This window comes from Archangium primigenium, assembly GCF_016904885.1.
Taxonomy (GTDB): domain Bacteria; phylum Myxococcota; class Myxococcia; order Myxococcales; family Myxococcaceae; genus Cystobacter; species Cystobacter primigenius.
On sequence record NZ_JADWYI010000001.1, the window covers coordinates 4,752,267 to 4,774,298 of the forward strand.

13 protein-coding genes are annotated in these 22,032 nt (G+C 72.9%); 9 read left to right on the forward strand and 4 right to left on the reverse strand.

Features of this window, described 5'->3' with window-relative positions; translation table 11 throughout:
- Nucleotides 1-248: 248 nt before the first annotated feature.
- The 3 genes from I3V78_RS19660 (at nt 249) to trhA (ending at nt 5,148) form a co-directional block, all read left to right on the forward strand.
- Nucleotides 249-3,938: a CHAT domain-containing protein gene (locus tag I3V78_RS19660; RefSeq protein WP_204490000.1), complete on the forward strand. Its 3,690-nt coding sequence runs from the start codon at nt 249-251 to the stop codon at nt 3,936-3,938.
- 40 nt (nt 3,939-3,978) lie between these two features.
- Nucleotides 3,979-4,359 carry a c-type cytochrome gene (locus I3V78_RS19665; protein WP_204490001.1) on the forward strand — a complete coding sequence of 127 codons (381 nt, stop codon included), beginning with the start codon at nt 3,979-3,981 and terminating at the stop codon, nt 4,357-4,359.
- 108 nt (nt 4,360-4,467) lie between these two features.
- Nucleotides 4,468-5,148 carry a PAQR family membrane homeostasis protein TrhA gene (trhA, locus tag I3V78_RS19670; protein WP_204490002.1) on the forward strand — a complete coding sequence of 227 codons (681 nt, stop codon included), beginning with the start codon at nt 4,468-4,470 and terminating at the stop codon, nt 5,146-5,148.
- A gap of 23 nt (nt 5,149-5,171) precedes the next feature.
- Here trhA and I3V78_RS19675 read toward each other — a convergent pair whose 3' ends face one another.
- The 4 genes from I3V78_RS19675 to lexA form a co-directional block, all read right to left on the reverse strand.
- On the reverse strand, nt 5,172-5,894 hold the full coding sequence (locus I3V78_RS19675; RefSeq protein WP_204490003.1) for an HvfC/BufC family peptide modification chaperone: 723 nt from the start codon (nt 5,892-5,894) through the stop codon (nt 5,172-5,174).
- Entirely contained in the window at nt 5,891-6,733 is an 843-nt protein-coding gene (locus I3V78_RS19680) for an MbnB/TglH/ChrH family RiPP precursor modification enzyme (RefSeq protein WP_204490004.1), read from the reverse strand. Before I3V78_RS19680 ends, I3V78_RS19675 begins: the two co-directional genes overlap by 4 nt.
- A 71-nt stretch (nt 6,734-6,804) precedes the next feature.
- Nucleotides 6,805-7,077, reverse strand: a complete 273-nt coding sequence (locus tag I3V78_RS19685; protein ID WP_204490005.1) for a hypothetical protein — start codon at nt 7,075-7,077, stop codon at nt 6,805-6,807.
- 377 nt (nt 7,078-7,454) lie between these two features.
- Nucleotides 7,455-8,117, reverse strand: a complete 663-nt coding sequence (gene lexA / locus I3V78_RS19690) for a transcriptional repressor LexA (RefSeq protein ID WP_204490006.1) — start codon at nt 8,115-8,117, stop codon at nt 7,455-7,457.
- A 184-nt stretch (nt 8,118-8,301) separates the two neighbouring features.
- Here lexA and I3V78_RS19695 point away from each other — a divergent pair, with 184 nt between their 5' ends.
- The 6 genes from I3V78_RS19695 (at nt 8,302) to I3V78_RS19720 (ending at nt 21,984) form a co-directional block, all read left to right on the forward strand.
- Nucleotides 8,302-11,682 carry a response regulator gene (locus I3V78_RS19695; protein ID WP_338023675.1) on the forward strand — a complete coding sequence of 1,127 codons (3,381 nt, stop codon included), beginning with the start codon at nt 8,302-8,304 and terminating at the stop codon, nt 11,680-11,682.
- The gene (locus tag I3V78_RS19700; protein ID WP_204490007.1) at nt 11,679-13,520 is read left to right on the forward strand and encodes a sensor histidine kinase; all 1,842 of its coding nucleotides are present in this window, start codon (nt 11,679-11,681) and stop codon (nt 13,518-13,520) included. The genes I3V78_RS19695 and I3V78_RS19700 overlap by 4 nt, the downstream gene beginning before the upstream one ends.
- Nucleotides 13,521-13,556: 36 nt before the next feature.
- Nucleotides 13,557-14,531, forward strand: a complete 975-nt coding sequence (locus tag I3V78_RS19705) for a FecR family protein (protein WP_204490008.1) — start codon at nt 13,557-13,559, stop codon at nt 14,529-14,531.
- A gap of 273 nt (nt 14,532-14,804) precedes the next feature.
- On the forward strand, nt 14,805-16,361 hold the full coding sequence (locus I3V78_RS19710) for a TolB family protein (protein ID WP_204490009.1): 1,557 nt from the start codon (nt 14,805-14,807) through the stop codon (nt 16,359-16,361).
- Nucleotides 16,362-16,486: 125 nt separating this feature from the next.
- On the forward strand, nt 16,487-18,382 hold the full coding sequence (locus I3V78_RS19715) for an Ig-like domain-containing protein (RefSeq protein WP_338023852.1): 1,896 nt from the start codon (nt 16,487-16,489) through the stop codon (nt 18,380-18,382).
- Nucleotides 18,379-21,984 carry a flagellar motor protein gene (locus I3V78_RS19720; RefSeq protein WP_338023676.1) on the forward strand — a complete coding sequence of 1,202 codons (3,606 nt, stop codon included), beginning with the start codon at nt 18,379-18,381 and terminating at the stop codon, nt 21,982-21,984. Before I3V78_RS19715 ends, I3V78_RS19720 begins: the two co-directional genes overlap by 4 nt.
- Nucleotides 21,985-22,032: the final 48 nt, after the last annotated feature.

Below are 22,032 nucleotides of genomic sequence, written 5' to 3' on the forward strand. Positions count from 1 at the left end.
TTCTCTCCACCGAACCTCGTGCGTCGTCAGGCGGAAGTTATGCGTCGCTCGCGCGAAATAACCTCTCCCGTCATCCTCCCGAGACGAGAAGGCCTCTCCCCCCGCCGCGTCGGACCCGCGTCCCCCGACTTCCCGGGTGGGGCTTGTTTGCTCCCCGCGCCCCCTGGTAATGCTGACCCCGCAGGTCATGTCCGCCGGGACAGGCCTTCGCATGTCTGGGTTCATTCCCGGCCGGGAGCAGTCACTTCATGGGTCAGATGTTGGGTTGGATGCTGGTGGTCGTGCTCGCGAGTTCAGCGGACGGGGGCAGCGTGCCGGTGGAGCCGGACGCGGGCGTCGTCGTCGTCCTCGCGGACGCGGACGCGGGGACCGTCCTGGTGGAGCCGGGTACGGATGCGGGGATCGTCCCGGCGAGCACGGATGCCCGGCTCCAGATGGCCCAGAAGGACTACGACACCGTCCTCAAGGCGAGGGACGCCGGGAAGTACGACGAGGCCCAGGAGCTGGCCAAGAAGGGCCTGGATCTCTGGGCGCCCGTGCTCGGCAACGCCAACCCGAAGGTCGCCGACTTCCTGGATCTGATCGGCGAGCTGTGTCGGCTCCGGGGGGACCTCGACCATGCCGAGACGTGGATGCTCCAGGCGCAGGGCATCCGGGAGACATCCCTCGGCAAGAGCCATCCCGATCTGGCCACGTCCCTGAACAACCTCGCCGTGCTCTACAGCGCCCAGGGGTTCTATGGCCGGGCCGAGCCCTACTTCCAGCGCGCGCTCTCGCTGCGGGAGGTCTCGCTCGGCGAGAGCCATCCCGATGTGGCCACCACGCTGCACCACCTGGGCATGCTCTACAGCACGCAGGGGCTCTACAGCCGCGCCGAGCTCCTGCTGCAGCGCGCGCTCAAGTCGCGCAAGGCCCTGGGCATGAACTCTCCCGCCTTCGCCGAGTCGCTCCAGGCCCTGGCGGACCTCTATCTCGCCCAGGGGCTCTACAGCCAGGCCGAGCCGCTCTACCTGCAGGCCCTTCAGCAGCGGGAGGCCTCCCTGGGCAAGAACCATCCCCGTTATGCCGAGTCCCTCCACGCCCTGGGCCGGCTGCGTGCCGCGCAGGGGCGCTACACGGACGCCGATGCGCTGTACGTGGAGGCGCTGAAGCTGCGGGAGGAGCTGCTGGGCAAGGGCCATCCCGACTTCGCCGATTCCCACGAGGGCCTGGCCCGGCTCCTCGGCGCCCAGGGCAAGTATGCCGATGCCGAGCCCCTCTACCAGAAGGCGCTGCCCATCCTGGAAGCCACGCTGGGCAAGAGCCATCCCCGGGTCGCCACGGTGCTGCACCACCTGGCCATCCTCCACGGCGCCCGGGGCCTCTACAGCCAGGCCGAGCCCCTCTTCCAGCGCGCGCTCAAGCTGCGCGAGGGCTCCCTGGGCGAGACGCATCCCGACGTGGCCACCACGATGCACCACCTGGCCCAGCTCTACAGCGTCCAGGGCCTGTACGAGCGGGCCGAGCCGCCGTCCCTGCGCGCGTTCGAGCTGCGCGAGACCTTGCTGGGCAAGAGCCATCCGGACGTGGCGGAGTCCCTCAGCCAGCTGGCCAACCTGTACAGCGCCCAGGGGATGTACGAGAAGGCCGAGCCGCTCTACATGCGCGCGCTCGCCATTCGCGAGACCTCGCTGAGCGAGTGCCACCCGGACGTCGCCACGTCGCTGCACGAGCTGGCCCACCTCTACAACGCCCAGGGCATGCAGGTGATGGCCGAGCCGCTCTACACGCTCGCGCTGGAGTGTCGGCTCAAGACCCTGGGCGACAAGCACCTGCACGTCGCCACGTCGCTGCACGAGCTGGCCAACCTCTACAGCGCCCAGGGCGTGTTCGACGAGGCCGAGCCGTACTACCTGCGCGCGCTGGAGATCCGCGAGCAGGCCCTGGGCAAGAACCATCCCGACGTCGCGGACTCCCTGGATCAGCTCGCCCAGCTGCGCCTGGCCCAGGGGCGGCTGGGGGATGCCCTGCCGTTCTACACCCGCGCCTTCGGCATCTCCGAGCAGCGGCTGCGCCAGGAGTCGCTCGACTTCTCCGAGTCGCGGCTGTCCGCCTTCCTGCGCGACCTGAGGGTCTCCGAGGAGCGGCTCTACGAGCTGCTGCGCGCCTACAGTGACGACGCCCAGGTGCGGCACCTGGCCCTGAGCGCCGTGCTGCTGCGCAAGGGGCGCGCCGTGGAGGAGTCGGCCCACATCTCCCGTATCCTCTCCCAGAGCCTGAGCGCGGAGGACCGGGACCTGCTGGAGAAGCTGCGCAGCCTGCGCACCCAGTTGGCCTCGCGCTCGCTCGCGGGTCCGGGCGCGCTCGACGCCAAGATCTATCAGGACCAGCTCAAGGCCCTGTCCGACGAGGGTGACAAGATCGAGCAGGAGCTCGCCAAGCGCTCGGCGACCTTGCGCGCGCGCACCGCGCTGCCGGCCGCCGCGGACATCGTCACCCGGGTGACCGAGGCCATCCCCCGGGGCAGCGCGCTGGTCGAGTACATCGTCTACGAGGACAGCTCGGCGGAGACCACCCCGAGCCCCGCCCGGGGCAAGGGCGACAAGCCCCTGGGCTACCTCGCGCTGTTGCTCTTCCCGGATGGCTCCACGCGCATGGTGGACCTGGGGCCCGCGCGGCCCATCGATGACGCCGCCACGCGACTGCTCTACAGCCTGGCCAACCAGGGCGAGGACTCCAAGGCCCACGCCCAGACGCTCTACCGCCTCGCCTTCGCGCCGCTGGTGCCCGAGCTGGGCGACACCCGCCGGCTGTTCGTGTCCCCCGATGGGCAGCTGGGCCTGGTGCCCTTCGCCGTGCTCCACAACGGCCAGGAGTTCCTCGTGGACTCCTTTGACTTCATCTACCTCACCTCGGGCCGGACGCTGCTGCCCCGCGAGGAGAAGCAACCCTCGCCGTTCATCTTCGTCCTGGCCGATCCCGACTTCACCGCCGCGCCCTCCTCCGCCCCGTCCAATGCCTCGCAGCTCTTCGCCGCCGACAGCGTCCTCGGGCGCTTCTTCCGCTCCGCGCGGGCCATCCTGCCCCGACAGCTGTACGCCCGGCTGACAGGGTCCCTGCTGGAGGCCCAGGCCATCCAGAAGTTGTTTCCCCAGGCCCAGCTCTTCGTCGGGACCGCGGCCACTAAGGAGAAGCTCATGCACCTGCCCACCCCGGGCATCCTGCACCTGGCCACGCACGGCTTCTTCCTGGGCGACGTTCCCGAGTCCGCGCTCACACGGGGCGTGGTCGGTACGGAGTCGATGGAGGGCGGTCTTCCTCCCCCTCAACTCACTCCGCTGCTCAACTCCGGTCTCGTCCTGGCGAGCGCGCGGGCCCTGGAGCCGAAGGCCTCCGCGCCGCGGCCCGACGCCACCATGGTCACGGCGATGGAGATGGCGGGGTTGGACCTGTGGGGCACGCACCTGGTGGTGCTCTCCGCCTGCGACACCGGTCGGGGCGAGGTCCGCAAGGGCCAGGGCATCTACGGCATGCGCAGTGCCTTGATGGTGGCGGGCGCGGAGACGGTGGTGATGAGTCTGTGGAAGGTGAGCGACGAGACCACGCGCCTGCTCATGGAGGAGTACTACCGGGGCCTGTTGGCGGGCGGGGGCCGGGTCGCGGCCCTGCGCGAGGCGATGCGCTCGCTGCGCGGTCACGAGGCCTACAAGCACCCCTACCACTGGGCGCCCTTCATCGGCTTGGGGCGCGACGCACCGCTGCAAGCCATCGTCGCCGCCGCGCAGAAGACCCCGGCGACTCCGGTGGACGAGCCGCCCCCGGAGGCCGACGAGGCGCCGCCCGAGGGAGAGGACCCGGCCGACACCCCGGCCGAGGACGCGGGCGACAAGCCGGCCGACCCCCAGCCCGAGGAGGCCGTGACCCCCGAGGAGGCCACGGCGGCGCCGGCCCCGCCGTGACCCGCGACCCGTGTCAGGGAAATCGGGTAGAGGAGGGGCCATGCGTACCCGAACCACGCGCGGGCCCCTGGGCCCGCTGGCCCTGCTGATGCTGCTGCCCCTGGTGGGCTGTCCGGACAAGAAGGAGCCGGCGACGACGGCCGGTGGGGCCGCCGCCGCCCAGCCCCCGCGCCCGCCCGAGGTCCTCTTCGTCGAGCTCAAGTGCCGCAACTGTCACGGCCCGGGGGCCATGTTCGCGCCCGCGCTCGTCAACGCGCGCGCCAAGCCCGACGAGACGGTCGCCATGTGGATCCTCGATGCCCAGAAGGTCCGGCCCGGCACGGCCATGCCCAGCTTCGCGGAGCTCATGTCCACGCAGGAGGCCCTCGGCCTGGCCCGGTGGATCAAGGCGGGCAACCCCGCGCCGACCCCGACCCCGTAGGCCCCAGGACGCACGCCGCGGAGAAAACGACGCGTCGGATGAGGGGACTGCCTCCACATCTGCCACTATCGCGCCGCGTCAAGGGTGCACGTGGGAAAGGTGGAGGCGATGTCGTCCGAAGGGGAGTTGTCGGTAGGGAAGGCCGTGGCCCTGGTGAAGCCCCGGCTGCGGGGGGTGTTGCACCACAGCGCGGCGCAGGTGGCGTTCGGCGCGGGGGTGGTGCTGGTGGCCCTCTCGCCCACGCCTCGCGCGGCCTGGGCCTCGGCCATCTACGCCGCGAGCACGGTGATTCTCTTCGCCGTGAGCGCCACGTACCACCGCCCGACCTGGCGGCCCCGGGAGCGGGCCCTGATGCGGCGGCTGGACCATGCCTGCATCTCGCTCATCATCGCGGGCACCTACACGCCCATGTGCATGCTCGCCCTGCCTCGCCCGGTGGGCGACTCGCTGCTGGCGGCCATCTGGGCCACCGCGTCGCTCGGCATGATCCAGGCCCTGTTCTGGGCCCACGCGCCCAAGTGGGTGAGCGCGACGGTGTACCTGCTGGTGGGCTGGACGATCGTGCCGTACTTCGGGGACGTGCGGGCCGCGCTGTCCTCCGGGCAGCTCGCCCTGCTCCTGGGCGGCGGGGTGCTCTACAGCGCCGGGGCGGCCATCTACGCCTTGCGCCGGCCCAATCCCGTGCCCGCGGTGTTCGGCTACCACGAGGTCTTCCACGCGCTGACGCTGGCCGCCTGCGCGCTGCACTTCGTGCTGGTGCTGGGTTTCGTGCGCGACGCCGGGGGCTGAGCGGCGCGGGCGGGCGCCTCCCGTCAGCCGCGCACCACGCCCGCCTCGGTGAGCGCCTCCAGCACGGACGTCAGCGCCTCCACGGGGAGGCCGGCCTCGCGGGCCACCGCGTCGAGCGCGAGGCCCTCGTGCAGCGCCTTGAGCACCCGCAGCTCCAGGGGCGAGGCGTTCTCGCGCCGGTAGCCCCCCGTGCCCTCGCGCCAGAAGAGGACCAGGTGGTCTCCCGGGGCGGGCGCCTCGGCGCGCTCGCGGGGGTCGCTGTCCATCCAGCTCACGAAGTCGTGGGTGTAGGGCCGCAGGTCCACCGCGGGATCCAGACAGGGGCGGGGCCCCGCGGGCGCCTCGTCCGGCGCGACGAGCACGACCCACTCGCACCACTCCAGATCCGCCAGCTCGGGCAGCCAGTCGGGCAGCCCGTGGGCCGGCGCGTAGTGGGCGAGGAACTCCGGCAGCCAGGCGCCGTTGGCGTTCAGCTCCGCGGCGCGCATGGGGTGGGCCTGGAAGTACGCCTCCACGAGCGCGGCCCAGGCCTCCGGGCCCTGAAGCTGACGCACCACGCGCGCGCAGTGCGCATAGAGGCTCTCCAGGATGTCGAGGCGGCGCAGCCGGCACAGCTCGCCGTAGACGGCCCAGCGCTCGGCGTCGGGGCCCGAGGTGTCCCCGAAGAGCGCCCGGGCCGTGGGCGCGTGCGCGGCCTGGCCCTGGAGGTAGGGCGTCACGGTGGCGAAGAAGTCGCTCAGCTTCATGCCGCGTCCTCCCGCGTCCCGAGCGCCGCGTGGGCGTGCGCGCGGGCGCGATCCAGCTCGTCGAGCACCTCGTCCAGGGGCGGCAGGGCCTGGTCCCACTCCACCAGGGTGGGGATGAGGCGTCCGGCGCGCCGCAGCGTGTGGCGGTAGAGCGCCCAGACCTCGTCGGGGATGGGGCCCTCGTGGGTGTCGATGACGAGGCCGCCTTGCCGGGAGTGCCCGGCCAGGTGCAACTGCCGCACGCTCCCCAGGGGCATGGCGTCGATGCAGGCGAAGGGATCGAAGCCGTGGTTGAGCGCGTTGACGTAGACGTTGTTGACGTCCAGGAGCAGGCCACAGCCCGAGCGCTCCACCACGCCGCGCACGAAGGCGGCATCGTCCAGGTGGCCGCCCGGCATGTGCGCGTAATAGGAGATGTTCTCCACGAGCAGCGGCGCGTCCACCCGGGCCTGGGCCTCGCGGACGCGGTGCGCCACGTGCTCCACCGCCTCCTGCGTCGCGGGCAGGGGCAGCAGATCCTGGAACTGCACGCCCTGGGCGGACGAGTAGCAGAGGTGATCACTCCACCAGGCGAAGTCCGTGCGCTGGCGCAGCGCCTCGAGGGACGCGAGCAGTGCCGTGTCCAGGGGATCCGGTCCCCCCAGGGACAGACTCACGCTGTGGGACACCAGGGGCCAGCGCTCGGCGCAGGCGTCCAGCACGCGCGCGCGCTCGCCGCCAAAACCCAGCCAGTTCTCCGGCGTCACCTCCAGCCAGTCGACCCGGCGCTCCGTGGAGAGCAGCTCGCGGGCGAAGGCGCGGCGAAGGCCCAGACCAATGCCTTGGATGGAGGCGGACATGAGAGGCTTTTCCCCTGGGAAGGGCAGGGACCCTGGGGGAACAGTCCCCCGGGGTCCCTGGGAAAGACAGACTACTTCGAATCGGCGGCGGTGGCCTTCTTGCCCGCGCAGTCCTTCTCGGCGCCCTTGGCGGTGTCGGCCTTCTTCGCGGCGCACTCCTTCTCCGTGCCCTTGGCGGCGTGCTCGTGGCCCGCGCAGTCCTTCTCGGCGCCCTTGGCGGCGGCACACTCCTTCTGGGCGCCCTTGGTGGCGGCCGGCTTCTTGGCGGCGGCCTTGTCGGCGGCGAGCGCGGGGGTGGCGAGGACAACGGTTCCGAGGACGGCGCCGAGCAGCTTCTTGTTCATGGGATTGCTCCGGGGTGGGGAAGGACAGACTCTCCGGGGGAGAGCGAAACGACTCTAACTGTTTTTCTTTGAGCAATGCAAGTCATTGCCGTGTCTGTGTTTCCATCCACGTCAACGACATGTCTGGCCATGGCCGGGCCCGTCCCGGTCCTGACTTCAGGAGGCGGGTGCTTGGGGCGAAAAGGATGTCCGGGTCTGGGCCCGCCGCCCGGGTCGTCCAGGCGGTCGCGAGGTGGTACGCGGGGAGCGAATATTCGGTTTCACGGGAGGGCGCGAATCGGGGTCCGCCCCCGTGAAGCGACCCCTTCCGGCGGGAGGCGGCCCTCCCCGTGGGGGGAGGGCGCGTCACCGGACCCGGAAGGGGGAGACGTCCTGGACTACAGCTTGCCGCCGGGCAGCTTGCGGTACACGCCCACCACGTGGCCGAGGATCATGGTCGAGCGGAAGTCCGTCCGGTTCACGTAGATGGGCTGCATGGTGGCGTTGGCCGGCTGGAAGCGGATGCGGTCGGCCTCGGGGTAGTAGCGCTTGACGGTGGCCTCGTCCTCGATGAGCGCGACCACGATGTCGCCCGGCTGGGCCTGGGCCGCCTTGCGCACGAAGAGGTAGTCCCCGTCGAAGATGCCGTCCTCGATCATCGACTGGCCCTTGACCCGCAGGGCGAACACTTCCTTGCCGTTGCCCCCGAGCAGGAAGCTGTCGATGCGCACCGAGTCCTCGGCGTTCTCCTGGGCGAGCAGGGGAGCGCCGGCCGCCACCTTGCCGAGCAAGGGGACTTCCACCATGCCCGATTCCCGCTTCACGCCCAGCCCCAACAGCATGCGTGCCCGCTTGGTGGGCACCAGCGAGCGGCTCTGCTGCTCGCCCCGGTTGAGGTAGCCCTTGCGCTCCAGGGCCTTGAGGTGATCGTTCACCCCGTTGGTCGAGCGGATGTCCATCTCCTCGCCAATCTCGCGGATGGTCGGCGGAAAGCCGCGCGACTCCGTCTCCTTGACGATGAAGGCCAGGATCTCCCGCTGGCGTTCAGTCAACTCTTCCATGCCCTGCTCCCTCGTCTGGTGGGTGTTCCACCTGCGATACAGGCTTTCAGTGCCCCATGCTCCCTGAACATACGTATAGAGTCAATGCGTTCAAGTCCTGGACGGTTGACGGGGCGCATGGCCGGGGAGCGCACGGCGGTGGAATGTGGGGGAGCCCCTCGCGTCTGCGCATAGACTCGGGCGCGTGTCCGACGCCCGACAGACCGCCCAGCATACCCTGTTGTTGGTCGATGACGAGCCGGATGTCATCGACCTGCTGCAGCGCATGTTCCACAAGCGCTACCGCGTGCTCACGGCGCCCTCGGGGCCCCAGGCGCTGGAGCTGCTGCGTCAGCACCCGGTGGACCTGCTGATCACGGATCAGCGCATGCCGGAGATGACGGGCATCGAGCTGGTGGCGGCCACGCGCGCCGAGGGCATCGACGTCACGGCCATCCTGCTCACCGGGTACACGGATCCCGAGGACATCATCGCCGCCATCAACCGGGGGCAGGTCTACCGCTACATCACCAAGCCCTGGGACTTGAACGACTTGCTCATCACCGTGAAGAACGCGGTGGAGTACACGGTGCTCAGGCGGGACAAGGAGCGGCTGTTGCGGCAGTTGCACCAGCGGGTGGAGGCGCTCGGGGTGCTCTACGAGGTGAGCCGGGCGAGCGCGGGCGAGGCGCTGGACTACGACGCCATCATCGACCGGGTGCTCACCGCGGTGGCGCGCGTGCTGCCGTATGACTGTGGCGCGGCGCTCATCGCGTTCGGGTGGGACCGCACCGCCACGCTGCGCCTGCGCTGCCAGGGGCTCGTCGTGGGCGAGCAGGCGCTCTTGGGCGTCAAGGAGTCCATGCTGGGCGCGTGGAGCACGCGCTCGGGGCTCGTGCTCACCGAGGATCGGGTGAGCACCCACGTGGCGGGCACGCTCGCCCCGGACGACGTGGCGCCGGTGCCCTGGGGCAGCCAGCTCACCGTGACGCTCACCGCGCGCGGGCGGGCCGTGGGGCTCCTGTCGCTCTTTTCCCTCAAGCCCCAGGCCTACTCGGACGAGGACGGCGCGCTGCTCGACACGCTGGCCAACCAGACGGCCGATGCCATCCAGTCCCTGCTCGCCTCCGAGGAGGCGTCGCGCCAGCGCATCGAGCGCATGGTGCAGTCCATGGCGGACGGGGTGCTGCTCACCGACGAGAAGAACGCGGTGGTGGTGCTCAACCCCGCGGCGCGGCGCCTGTTGGGGCTCGACGGGGAGACGCCCGCCCAGGAGGCCGGCCAGCGCCTGAGCGCGAAGCTCGGGTTCGACCCCTTCGAGCTGGTGCGCGGCTGGGAGGCGGGCGGGGCGCAGGTGCTGCGCGAGGAGCTGACGCTGGATGCGCGCATCATCCACACCACCGTCACCCCGGTGCACGACGCGCGGGGCATGCTCCGGGGCGTGTGCGTGGTCTTGCGCGACGTGACGGAGCAGAAGCAGCTGGAGGAGCGCAAGGACGAGTTCGTCCACATGGTGAGCCACGAGCTGCGCACGCCCCTCACGTCCATCTCCGGCTCGCTCGACCTGGTGCTCAACTTCCTCACCTCGGACATGAACGAGAAGCAGCGGCGCTACCTGCTGCTCGCGCGCGACTCCACGGAGAAGCTCAACGCCATCGTGGACGACCTGCTGGACCTGGCCAAGTTCGCCAAGGGCCGGCTGCGGATGAACTTCGAGTGGACGTTCGTGGACGAGCTGGTGCGGCGCGCGGTGGAGAAGTACGGCCCGGCCTTCCACGAGCGGCGCATCAAGGTGTCCGCCGGGCTGCCACAGCACGGGCAGCGGGCGCTGGCGGACGCCAACCGGCTCACCCAGGTGCTCAACAACCTGCTCACCAACGCCGCCAAGTTCACCCCCGAGGGGGGCGAGGTGCGGCTGGAGCTCAAGAGCACCTCGGCGGTGCCGGGCTACTTCGCGCTCACGTGCTGGAACAGCGGCGAGCCCATCGCCGAGGAGAACCTGGAGCGCATCTTCGACCGCTTCGAGCAGGCGCGCACCCGGGCCAACCGCACCGTGCGGGGCACGGGCCTGGGGCTCGCCATCTGCCGCAACCTGGTGGAGGCGCACGCGGGCCACATCTGGTGCGAGCCCTGCGCGGACGGCGTGCGCTTCGTGGTGGTGCTCCCCGTGGAGTCCTCGGACGAGGGGCCCCGGCTGGACGCGGGCGCGGACACGGGGCCGGACCCCTTCGCCCGGCGTCCCGTGGAGCCCCGGGGCACGCTCGCGCTCGTGGAGTCCGAGCCGGACATCGCCTACATCCTCAAGGCGCTCCTGCGCGCGCGGGGCTACTCGGTGCGGGTGGTGCCGCACGCCGAGGAGGCCCTGACGCTCGCGAGCGCCCCGCCGCCCGCCCAGCCGCCCCATGCCCTGCTGGTGGACGCGCGGCTGCCCGTCATCGACGGCCTGCGGCTCACGGAGATGCTGCGGCGCGACCCCGCCTCGCGCACGCTGCCCGTGCTCGTCTTCTCCGCCTTCGACGAGCGGCCCCGGGCCTCGCGCGCCGGGGCGGATGCCTTCCTGTCCATGCCGCTGCAGGCCGACCGGCTGCTGGCCACCGTGGACGCGCTGGTGCGCGGGCGCATGGGCCAGGCCTCCCAGGGCCGGGTGCTCCTGGTGGACGACGACGAGAAGGCCGCCTCGCTCTGCCTCGAGGTGCTCACGAGCCTCGGGTATGACGTCCACGTGTCCCCCTCCCTGGCCCAGGCCCGCCGCGCGCTGCGCGACCACCATCCGGACGTGCTGATGCTCCACGCGCGGCTGCCGGATGGGGACGGCTACCACTTCCTCGAGGAGCTCAAGGCCGAGCGCGCGAGCGGCTCCATCCGCGTGCTCTTCCTCGCGTCCCCCTCCGACACGGGCGCCAAGGTGCGCGCGCTCAAGCTCGGCGCGGACGACGTGCTCGCCAAGCCCTTCGACGCGCTGGAGCTGGGCGCGCGCGTGGAGGCGGTCATCCGGCGCAAGCTGCGCGAGCGCGGCGCCTCGCCCACCACCCAGCTGCCCGGCCCGGGCGCCATCGAGCGCGAGGTGCAGCGCCGCTTCTCCGAGCGCTCCGCCTTCGCCTTCTGCTACCTGGACCTGGACAACCTCAAGGCCTACCAGGACTACTACGGCTACGTGAAGGCCGACGGCGTCATCCGCCAGACGGGAGACCTGTTGCGCGAGGTCATCGGCCGCGAGGGGCTGCCCGAGGACTTCCTCGGCCACGTGCAGGGGGACGACTTCGTGTTCGTCACCTCCGCGGAGAGCGTGGACCGGGTGTGCCAGCGCGCCCTGGAGGTGTTCGATCGTTTGATTCCCCTCTACTACGACAAGCAGGACCGGGAGCGGCGCTACATCGAGACGGTGGACCGAGAGGGCGACAAGCGCCGCTTTCCCATCATGTGCGTGTCCGTGGTGGCGGTGCTGAGCACGAGCGTGACCGGCCAGGACATCTCCGAGCTGGCCCGGCGCGCCGCGGACATGAAGAAGCGCGCCAAGGCCATCCAGGGCTCGGTCTACCTGCGCAGCGACCGTGAGCCCGCCTTCGTCCGGACGGCCGCGGGATGAGGCTCTACCAACAGCTCATCCTCTTCATGCTCGCCGCCACGGTGCTGCCGCTCGCGGCGGTGGGCTTCTCGCTCCTGTCGCGCGTGGAGGCCGAGCTCGTGCGGAGCATCGCCTCCGAGCAGCGCCTCATCACCGAGACCACCGCGGAGAACGTGTCCGGCGAGCTGATGAAGACGGTGGACGCGCTCGCCCAGTCCGCGGAGCTGTTCGACTGGGAGCGCATCTCCCCCGAGGAGTTCCGGGGCGGGCTCAAGCTGCTCTACGGACAGGCGCCCGCGGTGAGCGCGGTGCTGGGGCTCGACGCCCTGGGCGAGCCCCTGGGCGAGCCCATCCTCGAGGCGGACGAGACGAGCCTGCGGCATCCGGACTTCGCGCACGGCGCCAAGGAGCGGCTCGTGCGGGCGGTGCGGGTGGACGCGCTGCGCCTGGGCAAGAAGGGCCAGGTCGCCCTGGGCAATGCCTACGTGCACGGGCCCGGCGGGCAGACCGCGGTGGCCGTCGCGCTGAAGCTGGCCGATGGCGAGAGCGCCCCCTTCGTGCTCGCCGAGGTCGTCCTGTCCGACCTGGAGCCCCTGCTCCAGCGCCGCGTGGGCACGTGGCCGGGCGCGCTGGACGTGGTGGAGACCGCGGGGGGCCACGTGCTCGCCAGCTCCCAGGCGGCGCGCCGCTGGAAGCCCCTGGACGCGGCGGTGGCGCGGGCGCTCCAGGACGAGCAGGTCGCGACGCGCGACTTCCGCGTGGAGGGGCCCGCCCGGCGCGTGAGCACCACGCGGGTGCCCAAGGTGCCGGGCTTCGAGGTGGTGATGACCGTGGACGAGGCCGAGGTGCTCGCCCCGGTGCGTACCATGCGCTACACCGTGCTCGTCTCCATCCTGGTGGCCTTCGTCGTGCTGCTGGGCCTGGGCGCGCTCTACACCCGCCGGCTCAACCGCCGCCTGGCCCGGGTGGTGGAGGGGGCCCAGGCCTTCAGCCGCGGCGAGCTGCACCACCGGGTGCGCGTGGGCGGCGAGGACGAGCTGAGCGAGCTGGCCCTCACCTTCAACCTCATGGGCGGGGAGCTGGAGGGCGCCCGGGCGCGGCTGATGCGCTGGAACGACGATCTCACGCTGCGCGTGGACGAGGCCACCGCGGACCTGCGCCAGGCCCAGGCCCAGCTGCTCGAGGCGCAGAAGCTCGCGGCGGTGGGGCAGCTCGGCGCGGGCGTGGCGCACGAGATCAACAACCCCCTGGCGGGCATCCTCGGCAACACCCAGCTCTTGATGCTCGAGCGCGACGAGAAGGACCCCGACTTCGAGACGCTGCGCAAGATCGAGCTGAGCGCCAAGCGCTGCAAGGACATCACCCAGAACCTCCTGCGCTTCTCCCAGCAGCGCTCCCGGCCGGAGCTGCGGCCGGTGGACCTGGGCAGCGTGCTGCGTGACGCGCTGTCGCTCACCCACAGCCAGCTCCAGGCGGACGGCATCGTGCTGTCCACGGAGCTGGCCTCGCCCCCGGTGCGGGTGAAGGCGGACCCCGGGCACCTGTCCCAGGTGGTGCTGGCGCTGGTGTCCAACGCGCGCACCGCCATGATGAAGTCCCCCGAGCGGCGGCTGTCCCTGCGCACCGGGGAGAAGGACGGCCAGGGCTTCTTCGAGGTGGAGGACACGGGCAAGGGGATTTCCCCGGAGCACCGCGCGCGGGTCTTCGAGCCCTTCTTCACCACCAAGGACGTGTGGAGCAACGTGGGCCTGGGCCTGTCGGTGGCCTGGCGGGTGGTCAGCGAGGCGGGCGGCACCATCGACCTGCGCACGGAAGTGGGGCAGGGGACCTGTTTCACGGTGTGGTTGCCAAAGGCGTGAGGCCCGGGGGCCCGCCTGGGGTAGTTTGAGCCGCGTATGGACGGTTCTCCTCCCCGCCGGCGCCGCGCGCCCTTCCTGATCGGCCTGGTCGCCATCCTGCTGGCGCTGCCCCTGGGCTACGTCTTCTTCTTCGGCGCGCCCACGGCGCCGCCGCCCGTGGCGCCCCCCGTGCTCCCCGTGGCCGAGGTCCGTCCGGTCTCCCCGCCCACCGCGCCCGTGGGCGAGCCCGCCCCACCCCGGCTGGCGGAGCTGCGCATGACGGAGCTCAAGGGGCAGGTCGAGGTGCGCCGCGGGGACGGGGAGTGGACGGCCGCCCAGCAGGGGGATGCGCTCCGGGCCTCGGACTCGGTGCGCACCCTGGAGGGCGCCTACGCGGTGATCATCGGCGGCGAGTCCGTGGAGATCCGCATGGAGGCGGGCACCGAGGTGGCCGTGTCCGACCTCACCGACTCGCTCTCCCGCCTGCTGCTCGGCAACGGCATGACCACGGTGCGCGTGAAGTCCGGCGCCCGCCACACCCTGGAGATGCTCGCCGCGGGTGGCGACGCGAAGGCGACCAGCGAGGGCGGCCGTTTCACCATGAGTAACAACGGCGTGGGCACCGTCGCCCTCGCCTCGTTCGAGGGGGAGACGACCCTGTCCGGCGCCAAGAAGCTCGTCATCGTCCGCGCCGGCCAGCAGTCCATCGTCCGCCCCGGGCAGGGTCCGTCCGACCCCACCCCCATCCCCGCCAGCCTGCTGCTCAAGGTGAACTGGCCCTCCAAGCCCCGCCGTCAGGCCCTCGTCTCCGGCCAGACCGAGCCCGGGGGCCGAATCCTCATCGACGGCAAGAGCATCCAGCCCGACGCCGAGGGTCGCTTCTCCCACACCGTGGCCCTCAAGGAGGGCTCCAACCGGCTCCGGGTGGATGCCGTGTCCGTGGGCGGGCGCCGGGCCGAGCAACAGCAGGACGTGCACGTGGACACCACGCCCCCCAAGGATGTCATCGTGGACCCAGGGCTCTGGAAATGACCCAGGGCTCTAACACCCTTGAGTAGCAGGCGTACTAGCGAGCGACGCCTGCCTGCCTGCCCGGCATCTGTTTTGCAGTCCACGGGTCCAGTCCCGGGACGGGGACAATCCCGGGCGTGGGTCTTGGGGCCGCGGCTCCCTTCCGCCACGAGGCGAAGGCGGGGCCCGCGTTCCCAGGAAGTGGGAGGAGGGTGCGATGGTGGGGGGCTCGATCGCGGATTGACCTGATGCCGGGGAGGCCGTACTCCCTGTCCGAGTCAGAGGTCGTTCCTGATGCCGCGAATGCTCGCCCCCGTGCTGTGCCTCGTCCCCTTCCTCGCGCTGGGTCAGACCCCGGGAGCGCCCCTGGCGGGCACCACCTTCGTCGTCAATGAGGCGGAGGGGGATCAGACGGATCCCCGGCTGAGCGGGACCCGGGCCGTCTACACGAACCAGGCCGCGCGCGGCAGCAGTGAGATCCGCTTCCATGATCTGCTCACCCACGCGGACGCGGCCATCCCCACGCTGGGCGGCTATGACGCGGTGGCGGACCTGCAGGGCACCCAGGTGGTGTTCACCCGCACCACGAGCAGCAGCCTCGTCTACGGCTTCGATCTCTCGCGGCCGGGCGCGTACGCGACGGAGCTCGCGCCCCGTACGGGCGCGGATCGGCGCACGCCCTCGGTGGGCGGCCACACCGTGGCCTGGCAGGAGCTGGGCGCCCCCACGGGAGGCGCCGCGGCGGAGATCTTCGTCTACCACCGGCCCTCCCAGGCCCTCACCCGGCTCACGGAGGACACGAGCGTGGACCGCACGCCCGTGGTGAGCGAGGACGGACACACGGTGGTGTGGGCCAAGTGCGCCAGCGGCTCCACCGGGTGCGACATCTGGTCGGCGCGCGAGACGGACACCGGCTACCAGACGCGCAAGCTCACCGGCGCGGAAGGGGAGGAGAGCGCCCCGGACACGGACGGGACGTGGGCGGTGTACGTGACGCGCTCGACGGTGGACGGCGTGGTGGAGTCGGACATCGGCTGGACGTCGGTGGAGGGGGGCCCCACGTACCGCCTGGCGCTGCCGGGCACGGACCTCAACCCCAGCATCTCCGGGCCGCTCATCTCCTTCGAGCACCTGGACACCACGGGCGAGACGCCCAACTACGACGTCATGGTGTACGACCTGCGCACGCGGATGCTCTACCGGCTCACCCAGACGCCCACGAGCGAGTCCCAGAGCGACGTGAGCCTGGGCGCGGACGGCCTCGTGCGCGTGGCCTGGACGGTGCGCGCGGGCGGCTCGTCCAACGTGCTCGGCTACTCGTTCCGCCTGCCCCAGGCCTGCACCCCGGCGCCCACCCCGCCCAGCGCCGAGGCCCTGTGCGCCTCGCCCGGCACGCGGCAGTTGCTGGGCGTGCTGCGCGCCCAGGCCTCCGGGGACGAGTCCTCGCCGGTGTCCACGGAGATCTCCGGCCAGGGCACGGGCATCCTGTGTGTGGACAACGGCCACCAGGGGCCGCGGGCCACCGGGGGTTCGGTGTGGCTCGGACAAGGACTGGCGGTGGCACCGGCCGACTTCGGCGAGGACGTGGCGGGCCTGGCCGTGCTCCTGCCCCTGCAGGGCCGGCGCTCGCTGGCGGCCCAGGCCGAGGGCGAGCCGGGCGGCACCTTCCGCGCCCGGTTGTATGGGCCCCTGCAGTGTGACGTGGCGTCCCAGGACGACGCCTTCGAGCCCTCCGAGGTGCGCTACGGCCGGGAGGCGACGGTGCTCGACGCGAGCCCGGGCTTCGCTCCCATGCCGGACGAGGGCACGCTCGTACCCCGAGGATACGAGGGCCGTGCCCCGCGTCCTTGATGCACCCCGAGAGGTCCTCGGTGCCCGGAGAAACGTGTCGCGTCGTGGCGATAGGGTTTCGGCGGTGGCATGGACGCTGATAAATTACCGACACTCTGAACCGTTTTCTGTCAGTCCTGTTGCTGGTGGCGTCGGCGGCCTCGGCCGACACGCTCGACATCCTGGGGCCGTCCGCGGCCGTGGCGCCGGAGGGGTTCTCCATCGCCCTGGTGCGCCGGGATGACGCGGGCGCCGCCCAGCCCGTGGGTGAGGTGGCCTTGCGGGTGACGGGCGCCCGGTGGGAAGCGGGCCCCGAGCAGCCCCCGCTGCGCACCTTCCTGCTGGTGCCCCAGGCCGACGCGCGCGAGGTGCGCGTGGTGGCCGAGGGCGCGGCGGGCCGGGCCGAGGCCCGCTATGCCCTGGGACCGCCCGCCACCCGGGTCTCCCTCACGGTGGACCCCCCCACCCCCGTCAAGGGTCGGGACACCGAGGCGCGGCTCACGGTGCGCATGCTCCAGGCGGATGGGACTCCCGAGGACTCGGGCTCGCCGCCGGTGCTCGCGGTCAACGTGGGCCGCGTGGAGGCGCTCGCGCGCTCGGCGCCGGGCACCTGGACGGCCCGCTACGTGCTCCCCGACACGCGCTATCCGGAGGTGGCCGTGCTGGTGGCGCTGTCGGCCTGGCCGCACCCCCAGTCCATCCACGGCGCCTATGGCAAGGCGCTGGTGCCGCTCGCCGCGGCGGTGGACCTGCCCGGGCGCACCGAGCCCAACGTGCAGCTGTCCGTCACGCTCGCGGACCGGACGTTCGGGCCCGTGAAGACGGGGGCGGACGGCCGCTTCCGCCTGCCCATCGTCGTGCCGCCCGGCCACGAGACCGCCCAGGCGAGCGCCGTGGATGCCGCGGGCAACGTGCGGCGCTCGAGGATGAGCCTGGGCCTGCCGCCCACGGACGGGCTCGCGTGCGTGCTCCACCCCACGCGGCTGCCCGCGGATGGGGTCTCCCAGGCCCGCCTGTTGTGCGCCACGAGCGATGCGCTGGGCCAGCCCGTGCAGCGCGCGCGGGTGGACGTCTCCGCCCGGCACGGCTCCCTGCGGGGACCGACCCGCGCGGAAGGGGGCCTGTTCGAGTGGATCTACACCGCGCCCCGCGCGCTGCCCGCCACCCCGGAGCGGCTGGTGGCCCTCTGGCCCGAGCGCGGCGCGAGCTCCCGCGACGAGCGGCCCCTGAGCCTGGAGCGCGGCCCGGTGACGCGGGCCGTGCTGGAGCCCCTGGCCTCGGTGCTCCACGCGGACTCGAGCACGCGGGTGCGCGTCCGGGCGTGGGACGCCGACGGCCAGCCGGTGAGCGGGGCGCGGGCGCTCGCGCGCGTCTCCGTGGGCACGCTCGACGCCCTGGAGGAGGAGGCCCCCGGCGTGCTCGTGGGCACCTGGCGCGTGCCGCCCGAGCGGGGCTCCGGCGAGGCGTCGCTGGACGGGGTGGCGTATGGCCCGGCCGCCACCGAGCCCGCGCGCCTGCGGGTGTGGGCGGAGGCGGGCGAGCTGATCGCGGCGGTGACGGACCTGGCCGGCCTGCCGGTGGGCGGACAGTCGCTGCGCGTGGGGAGCGCCACGGTCGTCACGGACGCGGACGGCACGGCGCGGCTCGGCCCGGTGCGGCCGGGGCGGCTGGAGGTGGTGCACGCGGCGTGGCCCGGACTGCGGCGCACGGTGGACGTGGTGGCCGAGGGCGGACCGGTGTTCCCTCTGGAGGCGCCCCTGCCGCGCGCGCGCGTGGAGGCCCGGGTGCGGCTGGCGCCCGCGGTGCCGGTGAATGTCCGCCTCCTGGTGGAGGGGGCGCGGGTGACGTACTGGATGGAGGACGCCGAGGGCCGGGTCGTCGCGGGCCGCGCGGCCTATGTCTGGCTGTCCGAGGGGGAGCGGGGGCCGGTGGAGGTGAAGGACGGGCGCACGAGCTTCGTCGTGACGGGCGCCACGCGGGTGAGCGTGTCGGTGGCGGACGTGGCCACGGGCGTCACCGCGCTCGCCGAGGTGCGGCCGTGACGCGCGGGGCCCGGGGCAGGGTGGGGTGGGTGGGGCTGCTCTTGGGGCTCTGGCCGCTGATCGCCCCGGCGCAGGTCGCGCGGCAGGAGCCCGTGGAGCTCGCGGCGGCCATCACCGGCCGGGTCTGCCGGGACTTGAACGGCGATGGCGTGTGCGCCCCGGACGAGCCGGGCCTCGCCGACATCCGCCTGGTGCTGGCCTCGGGGCGCGAGGTGCGCACGGACGCCCGGGGCCGCTACCACTTCGCCCAGGTGGACGCGCGCTCCCCGGACGTGACGGGCGGCGTGCACCTGCGGCCCGGCCGGCAGCGGCTGCGGGTGGATCCGCGCACCCTGCCGCCCGGCGGCCACGCCGTGCCGGAGGCGGTGACGCTGGAGATTCCCTGGGCGGCCGGGGTGCTGCGCGACTTCGCCGTCCAGACGCGCCATGTGCCCGCGCCCCCCGTGTCGCTCGACTACGAGGCCTCCCCGCCCGCGGCGCGGGTGCTCGCCGACGGCGTGGACTTCCTGCTGGCCGGGCGCGCCGCGCCGCGCGAGTCCGTGACGGTGGGCGGCGTCGACGCGGAGGTGGATGCCCAGGGCGGCTGGCGCGCGCGCGTGCGGCTCGTGCCGGGGCAGAACGTGCTGGCGCTCTCCGTGCTCGGCACCGACGGCGCGGTGCGCCTCTTCGATCAGCGGGTGGACGTGGTGGCGCGCGACGGGGGCTGGCTCGTGGTGCCCCGCGCGCCCGAGCCCCGGGGCGCGCTGCGGCTGCCGGGCACCCTGGACGAGCCGCCGGCCACGGGGCCCTCCTCGGTCATCGCCGAGTTCCCCGTGGGCACGCGCGTGCGCTCGCCCCAGGGCGAGGTGACGGTGGGCGCCGAGGGCAGCGCGCTCCTGCCCCTGGTGCTCCAGCCGGGCGTCAACCCCATCCACCTGGAGGTCCAGCCGCCGGGGGCCGCGGCCTGGTGGTCGGTGACGGTGCCCCGGCGCGCCGTGCCCCGGAACTTCGCGGTGGGCCTCCTGGACGTGGAGGCCACGTTCGCGCCCGCCACGGGCCTCTTCCGGCTGCGCGGTCGGGGCTCGGCCCACGGCGAGGCGCACCTGGGCGACTTCTCGCTCGTGGGTGAGTTGGATCTCAAGGACACGGACTGGGACGTGCTGCGCGGCCGCCCGCTGCTGGACGCGCTGCGCCCGGAGGTGCCCCGCCTGGATCGGGTGCCGGATCCGGACCTGGCCATCGCCGAGTGGGGCGACACCTCCGTGGGCCTCACGCCCAACCCCGCCGAGAGCCGGCTGCGGCTGGAGGTGCGTCACGAGCGCTGGGGCCGGGTGGGTCTGGGCACGTACCGGGCGGTGCGCGAGGACGGCGAGGTGGGCCGCTTCCACCGGCCGCTCTTCGGCCCGTACGCGGAGCTGGCCACGGCGCTGGGGCCGGTGCGCACGGGCGTGAAGGCCTACGCGGGCGGCCTGTCGGATCCCGTGCGCGCCATCGCCTCCCGGCCGGCCTACGAGGAGCTGCGCGCCACGGGCGGCAGCCTCTACTACCTGGGCTCGGCGCCCGTGGCCGAGGGCTCGGAGCTGTTGCGCGTGGAGTGGCGCGATGGGCTCACCGGCCTGCCGCTCGCCGAGCGCCACCTGGTGCGCGGGGTGGACTACGACATCGACTCCGCGGCCGGGCGGGTGCTCCTGGCCCAGCCGCTGTCCTTCCTCGCGGGGCAGGCGCTCCTGCGCACCGAGCCGCTGACGTCCGCGCCCGAGCCCGTGCTGTGCGTGGAGTACGCCGTGCTGAGCACGGGCGCGTTCCGGGACGCGGTGGGCGGCGAGGCCTGGGCGGAGTGGACGGGGGGCCGGGTGTCGGTGGCGGCCATGCGTCGGCCTTCCGGGATTGCCCGCTACCAGTTGGTGTCGGGGCACGCCCGCCAGCGGCTCGGGGCCTACACGCTCATCGGCGAGGTGGCGCGCAGCGCGGGCCTGGCGGTGCGGCCCGAGTCCTTCGGCGTCTCCGACGACGGCGGCCTGTCCTTCCTGCGGCCCGAGGCGCGCGAGGTGCTGAAGGGCGGGGACGCGATTGGCCTGCGGCTGCGCGGTCCCGGGCTCTTCGGCCAGGGCTCCGTGGACGTGGCCTTGCGGCGGCGCACGGAGGGCTTCTCCGACACCGCGCACGCGGACACCCAGGACTGCCTCCAGGCGTCCCTGCGCGCCGTGCAGCCCTGGGGGCCCTGGCGGCTGACGCTGCTCGGGGACGAGCGCCGCTCGGCGGATCCCCGCTGGCCCTTTGGCGACAGGCCCTTCGAGTCGCGCACCCTGGGCGCGGGCCTGGACTACACCCACGGACGGTGGGGCGCGGGCGTGGAGGTGCGGGGCGCGCGGCTGCTCGCGGCGTCGGCGCCCGACGCGGAGGAGACCCTCTCGGGGGCGCGCGCGTCCGCGGGCCTGCACGGGCACCTGCGGCTCGACGAGCGGTGGCGCGTGTCGCTCAGCCACCGGCAGGCGCTCGCCAGGTGGGGCGCGGGGCCCGGCCAGGTGGATGACACCTTCAGCGCGGCGGGGGTGGACCTGACGCTGCGCGAGGCGGTGGTGGGCGTGCGCGGCGGCTGGGGGCCCACGCTGGGGCCGCTCGCGTGGGTGCAGGGCCAGTGGAAGCGCGGCGAGGACACCTACTACGGCGGCTACTCGGTGGACGTGGATGGACCCAACCTCGGCGCGAGCCGCGCGGTCAGCGGCGCGAGCACGACCCTGGACGGGCACACGAACGTCTACGTCGAGGACACGGCCTCGCATGACACCCAGGCGGTGCGCCTGGCGCGCGCGGTGGGCTTCCAGCGGACCGTGTTCGGCGCCATGAAGCTCGGGGCGCGCTACGAGCGGGGCGTGCGCAACGTGCTCGGCGAGCGAGACCCCCTGGCGCGCGACGTGGCGGGCGTGTCCGGCCAGCTCGTGTTCGAGCGCCTGCGCGCCAGCGGCCACGTGGAGTGGCGCTTCGATCGGGGCACGCCCGGCCGGGGCTCGAGCGCGCCCGTGGATCGGCGCCAGCGGGTGACGATGCTCGCGCTGGAGGCGCTGCTGCGCGAGGATCTGTCGCTCTCCGGACGGCTCAACCACGCGGACACCTTCGAGCGGGAGGCGGGCCGCACCGAGGCCCGCCTGCTCGAGGGCTTCGCGGCCCTGTCCTGGCGACCCGGACCCTGGGTGCTGGTGGCCCGCTACGGCCTGACGCGGGAGCTGCAACCGGGCGAGCGCGCCGTCTTCGGGGAACGCGCGCAGCGGATCATTTCACTCCTGCCCGCCGTGCACCTGGGCGGGCGGTTCGACCTGGCGGCGGGCGTGCACGTGAGCCGCAGCAACCAGGGGCGGGTTGCGATATGGGTGGTGACCGGTTCGTTGCGCCCGTCGCTGCGGGTGGTGGGTGGGCTCGAGGTCGCGGTGGAGGGGGCGGTGCGCTCGGTGGCCACCGACAACGAATCCCTGGGTTCGCTGCGGGGTGAGGTGGCGTACCGGGTGGATGAGCGGCTGCGGGTGGCCACGGGCTACACGCTGCTGGGGTTCACCGGAACGGGTTTGCCGCAAAGGACACCGCATGACTCCGACAGGCTCTATCTCCGAGCGGAACTCGCGTACTAGGCCGCGCCTGGGCGGGGGGGGGCGCCGCGTCCTGGGCCTCCTGGTGGT

What these genes read in the sequence shown, in the direction of transcription:
- I3V78_RS19700 (WP_204490007.1), top strand. Translation starts at nt 11,679, where the DNA reads ATGAGGCTCTACCAACAGCTCATCCTCTTCATGCTCGCCGCCACGGTG.
- I3V78_RS19675 (WP_204490003.1), bottom strand. Translation starts at nt 5,894, where the DNA reads ATGAAGCTGAGCGACTTCTTCGCCACCGTGACGCCCTACCTCCAGGGC.
- I3V78_RS19705 (WP_204490008.1), top strand. Translation starts at nt 13,557, where the DNA reads ATGGACGGTTCTCCTCCCCGCCGGCGCCGCGCGCCCTTCCTGATCGGC.
- lexA (WP_204490006.1), bottom strand. Translation starts at nt 8,117, where the DNA reads ATGGAAGAGTTGACTGAACGCCAGCGGGAGATCCTGGCCTTCATCGTC.
- I3V78_RS19680 (WP_204490004.1), bottom strand. Translation starts at nt 6,733, where the DNA reads ATGTCCGCCTCCATCCAAGGCATTGGTCTGGGCCTTCGCCGCGCCTTC.
- trhA (WP_204490002.1), top strand. Translation starts at nt 4,468, where the DNA reads ATGTCGTCCGAAGGGGAGTTGTCGGTAGGGAAGGCCGTGGCCCTGGTG.
- I3V78_RS19660 (WP_204490000.1), top strand. Translation starts at nt 249, where the DNA reads ATGGGTCAGATGTTGGGTTGGATGCTGGTGGTCGTGCTCGCGAGTTCA.
- I3V78_RS19685 (WP_204490005.1), bottom strand. Translation starts at nt 7,077, where the DNA reads ATGAACAAGAAGCTGCTCGGCGCCGTCCTCGGAACCGTTGTCCTCGCC.
- I3V78_RS19665 (WP_204490001.1), top strand. Translation starts at nt 3,979, where the DNA reads ATGCGTACCCGAACCACGCGCGGGCCCCTGGGCCCGCTGGCCCTGCTG.
- I3V78_RS19710 (WP_204490009.1), top strand. Translation starts at nt 14,805, where the DNA reads ATGCCGCGAATGCTCGCCCCCGTGCTGTGCCTCGTCCCCTTCCTCGCG.